The organism is Sphingomonas endophytica, from assembly GCF_001476895.1.
Lineage (GTDB): Bacteria > Pseudomonadota > Alphaproteobacteria > Sphingomonadales > Sphingomonadaceae > Sphingomonas > Sphingomonas endophytica_A.
Genome location: NZ_LDTB01000012.1, coordinates 1 through 13,947, shown reverse-complemented (window position 1 = coordinate 13,947; position 13,947 = coordinate 1). Strand labels below are relative to the sequence as shown.

At 68.8% G+C, this 13,947-nt stretch carries 12 protein-coding genes and 1 pseudogene; 9 read left to right on the top strand and 4 right to left on the bottom strand.

Annotated elements, in window-relative coordinates; genetic code table 11:
- Positions 1-43: 43 nt before the first annotated feature.
- The 8 genes from panC to NS334_RS05555 all read left to right on the top strand — a co-directional run bounded on the left by panC (position 44) and on the right by NS334_RS05555 (position 5,886).
- Positions 44-886: a pantoate--beta-alanine ligase gene (panC, locus tag NS334_RS05590; RefSeq protein WP_058754991.1), complete on the top strand. Its 843-nt coding sequence runs from the start codon at positions 44-46 to the stop codon at positions 884-886.
- A gap of 110 nt (positions 887-996) precedes the next feature.
- Entirely contained in the window at positions 997-1,287 is a 291-nt protein-coding gene (locus NS334_RS05585) for a hypothetical protein (RefSeq protein ID WP_058754990.1), read from the top strand.
- 65 nt (positions 1,288-1,352) lie between these two features.
- Positions 1,353-1,592 (top strand): exodeoxyribonuclease VII small subunit, encoded by a 240-nt coding sequence (locus NS334_RS05580; RefSeq protein ID WP_058754989.1) that lies wholly within the window; start codon positions 1,353-1,355, stop codon positions 1,590-1,592.
- Positions 1,589-2,497 carry a polyprenyl synthetase family protein gene (locus NS334_RS05575; protein ID WP_058754988.1) on the top strand — a complete coding sequence of 303 codons (909 nt, stop codon included), beginning with the start codon at positions 1,589-1,591 and terminating at the stop codon, positions 2,495-2,497. The genes NS334_RS05580 and NS334_RS05575 overlap by 4 nt, the downstream gene beginning before the upstream one ends.
- Positions 2,498-2,512: 15 nt before the next feature.
- Positions 2,513-3,013: a pantetheine-phosphate adenylyltransferase gene (gene coaD, locus NS334_RS05570; RefSeq protein ID WP_058754987.1), complete on the top strand. Its 501-nt coding sequence runs from the start codon at positions 2,513-2,515 to the stop codon at positions 3,011-3,013.
- Positions 3,014-3,121: 108 nt separating this feature from the next.
- Positions 3,122-3,799, top strand: a complete 678-nt coding sequence (locus NS334_RS05565) for a peptidylprolyl isomerase (protein WP_058754986.1) — start codon at positions 3,122-3,124, stop codon at positions 3,797-3,799.
- A 4-nt stretch (positions 3,800-3,803) separates the two neighbouring features.
- Positions 3,804-4,829 carry a tRNA preQ1(34) S-adenosylmethionine ribosyltransferase-isomerase QueA gene (gene queA, locus NS334_RS05560; RefSeq protein WP_058754985.1) on the top strand — a complete coding sequence of 342 codons (1,026 nt, stop codon included), beginning with the start codon at positions 3,804-3,806 and terminating at the stop codon, positions 4,827-4,829.
- A gap of 49 nt (positions 4,830-4,878) precedes the next feature.
- Complete coding sequence (locus NS334_RS05555) at positions 4,879-5,886, top strand: DUF3667 domain-containing protein (RefSeq protein WP_058754984.1); 1,008 nt, start codon at positions 4,879-4,881, stop codon at positions 5,884-5,886.
- Positions 5,887-5,889: 3 nt separating this feature from the next.
- Here NS334_RS05555 and NS334_RS05550 read toward each other — a convergent pair whose 3' ends face one another.
- From NS334_RS05550 to NS334_RS05535, 4 genes are all read right to left on the bottom strand, one after another.
- Positions 5,890-7,671, bottom strand: a complete 1,782-nt coding sequence (locus NS334_RS05550; protein ID WP_058754983.1) for a M14 family metallopeptidase — start codon at positions 7,669-7,671, stop codon at positions 5,890-5,892.
- Positions 7,672-7,682: 11 nt separating this feature from the next.
- Positions 7,683-9,815 (bottom strand): TonB-dependent siderophore receptor, encoded by a 2,133-nt coding sequence (locus tag NS334_RS05545; RefSeq protein WP_058754982.1) that lies wholly within the window; start codon positions 9,813-9,815, stop codon positions 7,683-7,685.
- 244 nt (positions 9,816-10,059) lie between these two features.
- Positions 10,060-10,512, bottom strand: a complete 453-nt coding sequence (locus tag NS334_RS05540; protein WP_058754981.1) for a glycine zipper 2TM domain-containing protein — start codon at positions 10,510-10,512, stop codon at positions 10,060-10,062.
- A gap of 108 nt (positions 10,513-10,620) precedes the next feature.
- A complete protein-coding gene (locus NS334_RS05535; RefSeq protein ID WP_058754980.1) occupies positions 10,621-12,330 on the bottom strand; it encodes an alpha-L-fucosidase in 1,710 nt (569 codons plus the stop codon).
- Positions 12,331-12,484: 154 nt separating this feature from the next.
- Here NS334_RS05535 and NS334_RS05530 point away from each other — a divergent pair.
- Positions 12,485-13,708: pseudogene (locus NS334_RS05530) on the top strand (CocE/NonD family hydrolase); the annotation flags it as partial.
- Between the last annotated feature and the right edge of the window lie 239 nt (positions 13,709-13,947).

Genomic DNA, 13,947 nt, shown 5'->3' with positions numbered 1-13,947 from the left:
CGCGACCATAGAACCCCCGGCCGCGAGTTTCGAGGGGTAACGGGTGGAAGTATATCGTGATCTCGCCGGCTTGCGTGCCGCGCTGTCAGAGGCACGCGCCGGCGGGCGGGACGTGGCGCTGGTGCCGACGATGGGCGCGCTTCATGCGGGCCACATCGCGCTGGTCGAGGCGGCACGCCGCCCCGGCACGCTGGTCGTCGCCTCGATCTTCGTCAACCCGAAGCAGTTCGGCGCGAATGAGGACCTGTCCCGCTATCCGCGCAAGGAGGTCAGCGACATCGCGATGCTGACCGACGCCGGCTGCGACCTGCTCTGGCTGCCGCCGGTCGAGCAGATGTACCCGGCCGGATTCGCGACCAACGTGTCGGTATCGGGCGTCAGCGAGGGCTGGGACGGCGCCGCGCGGCCGGGCCATTTCGACGGCGTGGCGACGGTGGTCGCCAAGCTGTTCAACCAGGTGCGCCCGACCCGCGCCTATTTCGGCGAGAAGGATTTCCAGCAGCTGGCGGTCATCCGCCGCATGGTCGCCGACCTGGACTTCGACATCGAGATCACCGGCGTTCCGACGCAGCGCGAGGACGACGGCCTCGCGCTGTCGTCGCGCAATGTCTATCTGCTGCCGGAGGAGCGCCAGAAGGCGGTGGCGCTGCCGCGCGCGCTGGGCGTCGCGGCGCGCGCGGTGCTGGCCGGCACCGATCCGGCCAAGGCGCTGGCCGATGCCACCGCCACGCTGACGGCGGCGGGGTTCACGGTCGATTACGTCGCGCTGGTCGATGCCGAGACGCTGCAAAGCGACCCCACCCCGGGGCAGCGGCGCCAGTTGCTGGCCGCCGCGCGACTGGGCAACACGCGATTGATCGACAATCTGGCCGTGGACCCGCTCTGATCGAATAAACCGTTCACGGAGAGTGATTTACCCTGACCGCGCGGTTAACCATTTGGTGAGCCGAATCGGTGCACACCTATGGTCCTGAGCTGGATTAGAGGGGTAATCCGATGGTGACCGATTTCGATACCGCGCTGTTGATGCGCCGCATTGCCGAAGCGACCCGTGGCGATGCCGACGCGGCTTACGATCTGGGCGTGGCGTTTTCGACCGGCACGGCCGGTGCCGCGCTGGACCTGATCGCCGCGCACAAGTGGTTCAACCTGTCGGCGGCGCGCGGCAATGTCGCGGCGGCGCAGGCGCGCACCGAGATCGCCGAAGACATGACCGCGCGCGAGATCGCCACCGCGCAGCGCGCCGCGCGCGACCTGCTGGTGGGTATGCAGCGCCGCGCGGCCTGATCGACCGAATCTCCCCCGACCGCATCTCCTTGACCGGCCGCGCTTGACCGGCGCATAGCCGGCGCATGGAAGATCCGATCGAGACCTTGTCCTTCGAGGCCGGCCTGCGCGAACTGGAGGATATCGTCGCGCGACTGGAATCCGGCGATACGCCGCTCGAGGAAGCGATCCGCCTCTATGAGCGCGGCAGCGTGCTGCGGCAGCGGTGCGCCGACCGGCTGGACGCGGCCCAGGCACGGATCGAGGCGATCCGCACCGGCGCGGACGGACGCGCGACCGCCGTCGAGCCCTTTGCCGCCGGATGAGCGTCGCCGCTTATGCGTCGCCGCAGCTCAAGGCGGCATTGAAGGAAATCTCGGCGGAGATGGACCGGCGCTTCGACGCGCTGTTGCCGATCCCGAACGATCCGCGCGCGGACCTGTACCGCGCCATGCGCCACGCCACGATCGGCGGCGGCAAACGGTTGCGCCCGCTGCTGGTGTTCGCGACCGCGCGGCTGTTCGACGTCGCGCGCGATGCCGCGGGGCGGGTGGCGGTCGCGCTGGAGGCGATCCACGTCTATTCGCTGATCCACGACGATCTGCCCGCGATGGACAATGACGACCTGCGCCACGGGAAGCCGACCGTCCACAAGGCGTTCGACGAGGCGACCGCGATCCTGGCGGGCGATTGCCTGCACGCGCTGGCGTTTGAGGTGCTGGCCGATCCGGCGACCCACGCCGATCCGTTCGTCCGCGCCGAGTTGATCGCCGACCTCGCCCGCGCCTCCGGCCCGTCGGGCATGGCGGGCGGACAGGCGATGGACCTGAAGGCCGACGGCACCCGCTTCGACCTGAACACCGTCACCCGGCTGCAGCAGATGAAGACCGGCGCGCTGATCGGCGCGGCGGTGGAAGGCGGCGCGATCCTGGGGCGCGTACCGCCCGAGGGGCGCCGCCACCTGCGCGGCTATGCCCATGACCTCGGCCTTGCCTTCCAGATCGTCGACGACCTGCTCGACGTCGAGGGGGACGAGGAACTGGCGGGCAAGAAGCTGCGCAAGGACGGCGAACAGGGCAAGGAGACGTTCGTCTCGCTGCTGGGCGTCGAGCGCGCGCGGCAACAGTCGCGGATGCTGGTCGATCAGGCGATCGATCATCTCCGCAGCTATGGCGAGGAGGCCGAGCTGCTCCGCGCGATCGCGCGGTTCGTGATCGACCGGCGCGGCTGAACCGAGGCTTATCCCATGCGTATCGGCGTCTATCCCGGCACCTTCGATCCGATCACGCTGGGGCATATGGATATCATCCGGCGCGGCGCGAAGCTGGTAGACCGGCTGGTCGTCGGCGTGACCACCAACCCCGGCAAGTCGCCGATGTTCACGCTGCCGGAACGGATGGCGATGGTGGAGCGCGAGGTCGAGGCGATCGGCGGCGACATCCGCGTCGTGTCGTTCGATTCGCTGCTGATGGATTTCGCCGAGCGCGAGCGGGCGACGATGATCGTGCGGGGGCTGCGCGCCGTCGCCGATTTCGAGTACGAATATCAGATGGCCGGCATGAACCAGCAGTTGAACGACCGGATCGAAACGGTCTTCCTGATGGCCGACGTCTGCCTGCAACCGATCGCGTCGCGGCTGGTGAAGGAGATCGCGATCTTCGGCGGGCATATCGGCAAGTTCGTCAGCGCCGCGGTGTGCGACGAGGTCGTGGCGCGCGTGGCGAGGGACGGGCGGCGGGGCAGCTGACGGCGAAGGGCGGCAAAACGCTGCGGCGCGATCGCGCGTTCAGTTTGGCGCAAGCGCGTTTCTGGTCTAGGGCCGTCAACGACTTCACGAGCTGATCCGAAAGACCCGATGCGCCTGTTCGCTTTCCTTGCCGCCGCGCTTGTCGCGATCGTGTCCGTCCCCGTCGCCGCGCAGGAGCGGCTGCCCGCGCCGTCGATCGACGACAAGAGCAACATCTGGCTGCTCGATCTGTCGACCGGCGGGCGCGTGGAGATCGCGCTGCGCCCGGATGTCGCGCCGAAGATGGTCGAGCGGATCAAGACGCTGACCCGCCAGCATTTCTATGACGGGCTGGTGTTCCACCGCGTCATCGACGGCTTCATGGCGCAGGGCGGCGATCCGAAGGGCGACGGCACCGGCGGCAGCACGCTGCCCGACCTGCCGGCCGAGTTCAATTACCTCCCCCATGTGCGCGGCGCGGTCGCGGCGGCGCGCGCGGAGAAGGAGGACAGCGCGAACAGTCAGTTCTACATCGTCTTCCAGCCGCGCTTCCAGCTCGACAAGAAGTACACCGTGTTCGGGCGGGTCATCTCCGGCATGAATTATGTCGACGCGATCGAGCGGGGCGAGCCGCCGCAGAATCCGTCGCGGATCGTCCACGCCTATATCGCGTCGGACAATCCCCCGGCGTACCAGCCGCTGCCGGTCGCCGCCGCGCCGACGCTGCCCGCGACGCTGCCGACCTTGCCGGGCGCGACCGCCCCGGCGCGCAAGCCCGCGCCCAAGAAGCCCGCCGCCCGCCGCTGATCCGATGAACGTCGACCTGTTCGACTTCGCGCTGCCGCCGGAGCGGATCGCGCTGCGCCCCGCCGTGCCGCGCGATGCGGCGCGGATGCTGGTCGTCACGCCGGAAGGGCTGGCGGACCGGATCGTGTCCGACCTGCCGTCGCAATTGCGCCCCGGCGACCTGCTGGTCTTCAACGACACGCGCGTGATCCCCGCGCAGCTGGAGGGGACGCGCGGCCATGCGCGGATCGGCGCGACGCTGCACAAGCGTGAGGGGCCGCGCCGCTGGCGCGCGTTCGTCCGCAACGCGCGGCGGCTGCGCGACGGCGACGCGATCGACTTCGGCCAGGGCGTGACCGCGACCGCGCACGATCGCGCGGAGGACGGCAGCTGGGCGCTGGACTTCGCGGGGGACGAGCCGGTCGAGCTGCTGCTGGAACGGGCCGGGCGGATGCCGCTGCCGCCCTATATCGCGGGCAAGCGCGACACCGACGCGCGCGACGCCGACGATTATCAGACGATGTTCGCCGCCGAACCCGGCGCGGTCGCCGCTCCCACGGCGGCGCTGCATTTCACCCCGGCGCTGCTCGCAGCGCTGGACGCGGCCGGGATCGGCCATGCGACGCTGACGCTGCACGTCGGCGCGGGCACCTTCCTGCCGGTCAAGGCCGAGGATACCGCCGATCACAGGATGCACGCCGAATGGGGCCGCATCGATGCCGCGACCGCCGACCGGCTCAACGCGACGCGCGCCGGCGGCGGGCGCGTGATCGCGGTCGGCACCACCTCGCTCCGCCTGATCGAAAGCGCGACCGACGCGCAGGGCGTGATCCGGCCGTTCGACGGCGACACGTCGATCTTCATCACCCCGGGCTATCGCTTTCGCGGGATCGACGGGCTGATGACCAACTTCCATCTGCCGCGGTCCACGCTCTTCATGCTGGTGTCCGCGCTGATGGGGCTCGACCGGATGCAGGCGGCCTATGCCCATGCGATCGGGAACGATTACCGCTTCTATTCCTACGGCGACGCCAGCCTGCTGCTGCCCTAGGCGCCGCTTTACGTCCGTACCGTCTTTGTGTCACACGGGCGGCCGGGGAATGGCGGGGCACATCAATACGATGGATGGGACGGCGGGGGCGACGTGCCTGAACTGCGGGGCGACGCGGGTCGGCGATTATTGCCATGTCTGCGGGCAATCGGGGCACATCCACCGCACGCTGGGCGCGTGGTGGCACGATTTCTCGCACGGCGTGCTGCATATCGAAGGTGCGGCGTGGCGGACGATCGCGATGCTGCTGCGCCATCCCGGCGCGCTGACGCGGCGTTATATCGATGGCGAGCGGCGGCGGTTCCTGTCGCCGCTGGCGCTCTACCTGTTCTCGGTGTTCCTGCTCTACATCGCCTACTCGGTGCTCGGCGGCTTCGCCAACGTCCACACCCCGGACCGGACCATGCAGGCGCAGCTGTCGGCCGAACAGAGCCGCGTGCGGGGGGCGACCGCCCTCGTCGAGCGGCAACGTGCCGCGGCGGCCGCCGCGCATCGCGATACGACCGGGCTCGACCAGCGGCTTCGGCGGCTGAAGGACAGCCAGCAGGAACTGGATACGGCGGCGCGGATGCTGAAGCAGATGCCGCTGCCCGACGACGATCGCGAGGGCGGCGAGCGCATCCACACGCCGTGGCCGGCACTGAACGCGAAGCTGAACCACGCGATCGAGGATCCCGAACTCCTGCTCTTCAAGATGGAGGCGAACGGGTATAAATTTTCCTGGGCGCTCATCCCGTTGTCGCTGCCGTTCATGTGGCTGCTGTTCGTATGGCGGCGCAACACCTTCCTGTTCGACCACGCCGTCTTCGTCACCTATTCGATGAGCTTCGTCAGCCTGCTCACCGCGATGATGATCCTCTGGTCCAGCGCCTTGCATCTGCCGGGCGTCGCGTTGCTGATGGCGCTGTTCCCGGTTCATCTGTTCGCGCAGGTGCGGGGTGCCTATGGACTGGGAAACGCCGCGGCGACGGTGTGGACGGGCGCGCTATTGGTGGCGTCGCTGATCGTGTTGATCCTGTGGGTGGTCCTGCTGCTCCTGCTCGGCATCGCGCACTGATCCTCAGGGTTCGCGCCGGATCGGATAGGTGAGCGCGTAGCGGCTGCGGTCGGGCAGGCGCGCCGTCAACCAGGTCAGCCGTGCCGTCGGATCGGCGGCGAAGCCCGGGTCGGCGGCCAGCGTCGCGGCGAAGGCGGCGCGCACCGCCGGATCGCGCGCCAGCAGCGCCTCGGCGAGCGGGGCGGTGACGAAGTCCTCCACGCCCGGGGGCGGGGAGAGCATTTCGGGGAAGAATCCCCAGGCGAGGAACGAATCCGGCGCCTCCGGTTCCAGCAGCGCGGCCGCCAGCAGGCCGAGCGGCTGGTCCGACGCGACGCGCATGGTACCGGCGGGCAGCGTCTCCGACACGGGGGCGTGGACGAACGACGCGGCCTTCAGCGGCAGCCGCCCGTCCTGCGCGCGCTGCACCTGCGGATCGGTGAGCGTCACGCGGTCCAGCGCCAGCCGGCGCGGGCGGTCCAGCGGGTCGAGGCGGATGCCGTGCAGGCGCAGCCGGTCGATCACCGCCACCTGTTCCGGCGGGACGTACCAGGCGCGCGGCAGCGTGACGGTTCCGACCGGCTCCTGCCCGATGATCGGCATCCGGAAGGTGATCGGCCGGCCGGTCCAGCGCTGCTCCAGCCGCCCGGTCGCCGGCGAGCGATAGGTGTCGAAGGCGATGCCGCGGAAATCCTCGACCCAGCCGATCGGGGTCGCGGCGGGCTTCCACTTCGTCAGCATCGTCGCGGGGCGCGTGGCGCGGTCGCGCGCCTTGGCCGCTTCGATCCGCGCGCGGTCCTCGCCCGCCAGCCGCAGCCCCGCCTCCAGCAGCACATAGGTGCCCAGCACGCGCTGCCGGTACGGCTTGAGCATATGGTTTTCGACCAGCACGGTAGGCACGCCGATGAAGTCGCCATAGCCGGTCGAATAGCGTGGTCCCTCGGGCGCCTGCCGGATGCCCTTCTCCGGCGCGCGCGTGTCGATCGGGCTGGGATAGCTGGTCGGCAGATGCCCGGCGCGGGTCAGCGCCTGCGTCACGCGTGGGCCGAAGCGCGTCATCAGCCAGTCGGCGGTCGCGCGATGATAGGCGTAGCGTCCCCAGCCGGCATAGGTGAAGGTGGTGTCATACTGCATGTCGAAACCGTCGCTGACATGGCAGTCGATGTAGAGGATCGGGTCGAGCCGCCGCAGCAGCGCGATCATCGCGCGCGTCTCCGGCGCGTCGGCCTTGGCATAATCGCGGTTCAGGTTGATGTTGCGCGCATTGCCGACATAGCCCTTCTCCAGCGGCCCGCGCAGCGCCGGGAAGTTCCAGCGGCTCGGCCGCTCGTGCCCGTCGATATTGTAGATCGGCACGAACACCAGATCGACCTGGTCGAGCAGGTCGTCCTTCCCGCGCAGCGCGATGTCGCGCAGCAGCATCAGTCCGGCGTCCTTGCCGTCGATCTCCCCCGCATGGATGCCGGCCTGCACCAGCACCACCGGCTTCGGCGCCGCGCCCGGCTTGTGTGCGCGGACCATCAGCAGTTCGCGCCCTTCACCGGTCCGCCCGAACGTCTCGATGCGCAGAAGCGGGGAAGCGGCGGCGAGCCGCTCCAGCCACGCCCGCACCTCGGCATAGCGCGGCGTGGTGGCGAAGCCGGCGCGCTCGGCAGGCGTGATCCACGGATCGTCGGCCGCGACGATCAACCGCTCGCTGGCCCCCGACCATGGCAGCGCGGGCGGCAGGACCGTGGCGGGAAGCGTGTCGTCGGCATGAGCGGGCGCGGCGAGCAGGGCGGCGAGCGCGATGAGGGCAGGGCGCATGATGATCCGTCTCAGAAGCGGGAACGAAGGCCGATGGTGACGGTGCGGGGCGCGCCGGGCTGTACCCAGAGCGGGCTGTAGCTGTTGGCATACCAATGCGCGTCGAACAGGTTCGTGACCGATCCGAACAGCTCCACGCCCTTTCGCACCTCCACCTGACCGAAGACGCGCGCGAGGACATGCGCGGGCAGCATGAAGGTGGTGCCGGTTTCCCCGCTGCGCCTGCCGACATACTGGACGCCGCCACCCAGCACCGCCGCGCGCGCGCCGATCGTCAGGTGCTTGGCGGTCTGCACGTTCAGATTGTGGCGGGGAATGTTGATGAGCGGATCGCCGGGCCTGATCTGAAACGAGAAATTGGGGTCGAGCACCCGCGAGCGCGCCTCGGCATCGGTATAGGCGTAGCTGAGCAGCACGTCGACGCGGCCGGGCAATTGCCCGTTGACGTCCACTTCGACGCCACGACTGCGCGCCTTGCCGATCGCGACCGAGAAGCCGGGGTTCAGCGTATCGGTGGCCAGCACGTTCGACTTGGTCAGCTGATACGCGGCGAGCGTGCCCGTCAGCCGCCCGCCGAGCGCGGTGAGCTTCAGGCCGGCCTCGACCGAGCGGCTCGTCTCCGGCTCGAACACATTGCCCGCCGCGTCCGCGCCGATATTGGCGCGATAGCCCTCGCCATAAGCGGCGTAGAGCGAGAGCGGGGCGGAGAGTTCGTACACGATGCCGGCCTGCGGGCTGAAACGACCGCGCCGATAGCGGCCGAGCCGCTGCGTCAGCCGGTTGTCGACGCGCAGCAGGAAGTCGTCGTAGCGGCCGCCGATGCGGATCTGCAGCCGGTCGGTCAGGCCGATCTGGTCCTGGGCATAGGCGCCCAGCGTGCGTTGCACGTCCAGCCGGTTGGTCATCGGCGTGGTGGCGGGCGGCGGGAAGCGGCCATAGACGGGATCGAAGATGTCGAGGACATAGCCGGCGCGATCGGTGGTGGTCGCCGTCACCACCGGCCCGCGATAGCGGGTGAAGAGCTGGTCGGTGTCGAAATGATCGGCATCCGCGCCGATCAGGACGCGGTGCCGCAACCCGCCGGTCTGGAATTCACCCGCCAGCTCGGCGCGCAGCACGCTGTGTTCGGAGGTGTAGCGGCGCGAGCGGCGCTGGCGCGACAGCGAGCGGCCGTCGACGAACAGCTTCTGCCGCGCGCGCGCGGTTTCGGCGTCGGACGAGAAGCTGGTGAGCAGCGTGTCGCGGTGGCTGGCACCGACCAGCAGGCTCCAGCGGTCGTCGAAGTCGTGCTGCAAGCGGACCTGATGCCCGGTCGCGCGCGCCACCGTGTCGCCGTCGCCCGGCTCGCCCAGGAAGCGCGAGCGCGGGACGGTGCGGAAATTATCGTTCAGCACCACGATGCCGCGATCGAACGGCACCGCGACGCGCGTCCATTCGAAGTCATAGGTCAGGCGCGTCCGCTCGCCGATGCCGATGCCGATCGACGGCAGGACGCCCCAGCGCTTCTGGTCGACATGGTCGCGGAACGTGCCGCCCGATTCGGCATAGCCGATCAGCCGCGCGGTCAGCTTGCCGGTCAGCGCGATATTGGCGTCGCCCTCCGCGCGCACCGTGCCGAAGCTGCGATATTGCAGCGCGGCGCTGCCGAAGCTGCGGCCCAGCTCGGCCTGTTTGGTGACGAGGTTGATCGATCCGCCCGGTTCGCCACGCCCCAGCACGGCGGCGGCCGGCCCTTTCAGCACCTCGACCCGCTCGACCCCCGCGACATCGCGTTGCCCGCCGAACCCGCGTCCGGCGTTGAAGCCGTTGACCAGATAGCCGCTCGGCAGGTTTTCGTCGCCCACGAACCCGCGCACGGCGAAACTGTCCCACAGCCCGCCCAGCGTGTTCTGCCGCGCGACCGAGGCGTTCAGGTCCAGCGCGTCGGTGAGGCGCAGGATGTTGTTTTCCTCGATCGTGCCGGCGTCGATCGTCGCGATCGCCTGCGGGATCTCCCGCAGCGTGAAGTTGCCGCGATACGGCTGGCGGACGCCGTGGACGGTGACGTCGTCGTGACCTTCCTCGACGGCGGCATTCTCGGCCGGTTCGGCGGCGGCGGCGGGGAAGGACAGGGCGACGGCCACCGGGACGACGGTGGTCGCCATCGCGACACGAACGGAACGACGCAAAAAAACAGCCCCCTCAGGCAATGGTTCAGGGCGTGCGGGCACGCCGATGCGGTTCAGGGCGTGCGGGCACGCCGACACGGGGGGCTATGCATGTGACGGTGTAACATCGCAAGATGATATCTTGTTACACGTTTCGTGACGCCGCCGAGAAACGGACGATGTCGTCGTCGGCGTGGGCGCGATCGCGGGCGACGCCGTTACCGACGCCGCCCGGTGGCGATCACCGCTGGCAGTAGCGCGGGTTGTCGGCGCGCTCGACCGCGTTGCCGGCCAATGCGCCCGCACCCGCGCCCAGCACGGTGCCCAGCGTCCGGTCGCCGCGCCGGTCTATCGTGCGGCCGAGCAGCCCGCCGGCGATCGCGCCCAGCACCGTGCCGGTCGTCCCGTTCTGGCAGCGGTCGCGGTAGCGGTAGCGGCCGGCGTCGCGATAATAGCCACGGTCGCGGTAATAGCCGCGGTCGACCTCGGCGTAGCGCGGACCACGGTTCCAGCCGTCCTGATAGGCGTCGCGATAGGCGCGGTCGTGGTCGCGATAGCCGTCGTCGTCATAGTCGCGATAGTCGCGCGCATAATAATCGCGATCGCCCCAGCGCTGCGCCTGCGCCGCGACCGGCGTCAGCGCGACCATCGCCAGCGCCGCCGAACCGATACCGACCGACAAAGTCTTCCACATGATCCTGCTCCCCTACAAACGCATCACCGTCGCGACCGGGACGGAAGCGACGGTGACGGTATGGAGCTGGCGTGTTGAGCCGGTGCTGAATGTACCTGTTATCGTGCGTTAAGCGACCGAACCCTCGGTCAGTCCCGATCCGGCGATGATCAGCGCCACGCCGATGTCGTTGCGCGCGGCGGCGGGCAGCGTCACCTGCAACGCGTCGCCGTTGCGCTGGAACTGCAGCGGCGCATCGCTGCCCGACAGCATCACACGCTCGATTGTCCCGCGCCCGACCTGGTTGTCGCGGCCCAGCAAGGTCAGCCGCGCCACGCCGTTCTCCGGCCAGCCGAGCACGAAGGCGTGAAGATTCTTGCCCTTCGTGACGTAGCGGATGTCCTTGGCGGTGTAGAGCGACTTCGGTCCGCCCTCGGAAAACAGCCCGCCGCCGCCGTTCTGCGGCCCCTCGCCGTGGATGCGCCACGGCCGCGTGCCGTAGATGGCGTCGCCATAGCGGCCCATCCACGCCGCGATCCCCTCGACGATCCGCTGCTCCTTGTCGTCGATCGTGCCGTCACCGCGCAGCGGCACGTTGAGCATCAGGTTGCCGTTCTTCGAGATCACGTCGCAGAGCGTGTGGATGACCGTGGCGGCCGACTTGTAGCGGTCGTTGTCGTACACCGCCTGATCGTAATGCCATTCGCCGATGCAGGTGTCGGTCTGCCACGGGAAGCGTTCGATATAGGTCTTGCCGCCGCGCTCCACGTCGTCGACGATTCCCATCCGGCGTTGTGGCGGGATGTTCTTGCCCGTCACCACCGCTTCCAGCCGGCCGTTGTTCCACGCCATGCTGCGGTTGTAGAAATAGGCGGTGATATCCAGCCCCGCCTGTTCCAGCGGCAGGTCGAAATTGTCGAAATACACCATGTCGGGCTTGTAGCGGTCGATCAGCTCGCGACAGCGCAGGAACCAGGTACGGACGAATTCCGGGTTGGGCGGCGTCCCCTCGTCCCACATCCTGTCATGTGCCGCATGCCAGGCATCGGCCTCCGCGATCGTCGGCACCCCGTCGGGCATGTAATCGCCGCGCCCGGTATACAGCTGCTGCGGATCCAGTCCTTCCCACCATTTGCCCTTGCCGTCGGCGGCGGTCAGCCGGAACGCGTCATAGCGCTGGCCGCGCCGCGCGCCCTCGGGATCATAGCCATAAGCGGCCTGGTTCCAGTGCCAGGCGTGCGCCGAATGGTTCGACACCGCGAAGCGCATCCCGCGTTCGCGCGCCAGCTTTTCCCAGATGCCGACGATATCCCGTTTCGGCCCGACCCGCGTCGTATTCCATGGATGGTAGGTCGAGGCATAGCAGTCGAGATTGTCGTGGTGGTTGGCCAGCGCCATGAAATATTTGGCGCCCGCCTTCTTGTAGAGGTCCAGCAGCCCGGCCGGGTCCCAGCGCTCGCCCTTCCACAGGTTCTGGATCTCCATGAAGCCCTGGTCGGCGGGGTGGCCGTAATGCTTCAGGTGATGCTCATATTGCGAAGACCCCTGGAGATACATGTTGCGCGCGTACCAGTCGCCGGCGGCGGGGACGCACTGCGCGGTCCAGTGCGCCCACATGCCGAACTTGGCGTCGCGGAACCAGTCGGGCACGCTGTAGCCCGCCGTCAGCGAGCGCCAGTCGGGGGTGAAGGCGCGCGGCGGCCGCACCGCGACCGCCCGGTTGCCCGGATGGGTGCCGATCGTGCACCCGGCGGTCTGCGCCGTCGCCGCCCCCGGCGCGGTCGCCAGGGCGCCCGCCGCTACACCCGTGCCCAAAGCCTGCCTGCGCGTGACCTTCATACGATCGCCCTCCCGACATCTCCGCAGCCATCCTGCGTGAGAACTGGTTTTCATTCATGCCAGTCAACGCGCGTCGTTTCCACTCCTTTCCGACGCGCTTGCCGGATGCGGTGCGGGGATCGTAGCATGTGCGACCGTCCCGCCGGAGTTTGCCATGCGTACCGTCACCTTGCTGCTGCCCCTGCTCGCCCTCGCGTCGGTCGGCGCCCATGCGCGACCGCAGGAATTGGCCAGCGACATCCCCGCGCGCTTCGTGCTGCCCGATGCCGACGACGATTACATCCGGCGCGAGGTGATGATTCCGATGCGCGACGGGGTGAAGCTGCACACCGTCATCGTCATCCCGAAGGCGGCGACGAACGCGCCGATCGTGCTGACCCGCACGCCGTACAATGCCTCGGCGCGCGCCAGCCGCAGCGACAGCGCGTCGATGCTCAACACGCTGCCACTGGCCGACGAGATCTTCGTGAAGGGCGGCTATATCCGCGTCTATCAGGACGTGCGCGGCAAATACGGGTCGGAGGGCGACTATATCGTCACCCGCCCCGTGATCGGTCCGCTCAACCCGACCAGGGTCGATCACACCACCGACGCCTGGGACACGATCGACTGGCTGGTGAACAAGGCGAACCTGCCGCAATCGAACGGGCGCGTGGGCATGATCGGGTCGTCCTACGAAGGCTTCACGGTCGTGATGGCGCTGCTCCACCCGCACCCCGCGCTGAAGGTCGCCGCGCCGGAAAGCCCGATGATCGACGGCTGGATGGGCGACGACTGGTTCCATTACGGCGCGTTCCGGCTCGCCAACATCGCGTGGATCGGCGGGCAGACCGGCTACAAGAGCGGCGGCACCGTACCGCCGACCGGCGGCTGGGACGATTACGAGAATTTCCGCCACGGCTCGGCGGGCGACTGGGCGAAGAAGTCGGGCTACGACCAGCTGCCCTTCTGGACGCGCATGTCGCAGCATCCGGCCTATGACTCCTTCTGGCAGGGTCAGGCGCTCGACAAGATGCTGGCCGCCAATCCGTCGAATGTGCCGACGCTCTGGGAACAGGGATTGTGGGATCAGGAGGATATGTACGGCGCGATCACCTCGTGGGAGGCGCTGAAGGCTAAGGGGAAGATCGGCAACAATTTCCTGGTCATGGGGCCGTGGCGGCACAGCCAGGTCAATCGCGAGGGGCGCAGCCTCGGCCCGTTCCAGTGGGACGGCGACACCGCCGCGCAATTCCGCGAGCGGATGGTCCTGCCGCTGTTCGACCAGTATCTGAAGGACGGCCCGCCCGCGAACCTGCCCGCCGCCGCGATCTACAACACCGGCGAGAATCATTGGGACCGCTTCGCGACCTGGCCGCTGGCGTGTGAGCAGGGCTGCGCCGCGCCCTTCGTCGTCGACAGCCCGCGATCGGCCTGCAGATACATCGGCGTCAGCGGCGCGGCGCAGCCCTGCTCACACGCCAGCGGCCAGGTCGCGAAGCGGTCCCAATGATTCTCGCCGGTGTGGGAGAGCGCGGCGGCGGCCCGGTGGGAGGGCTGGCCGTCCTTCAGCTAATGGTCGAACAGCTGCAGGACACTCCGCTCGACGACTTGAGCCGCAGACTCGACGTCCAGCGG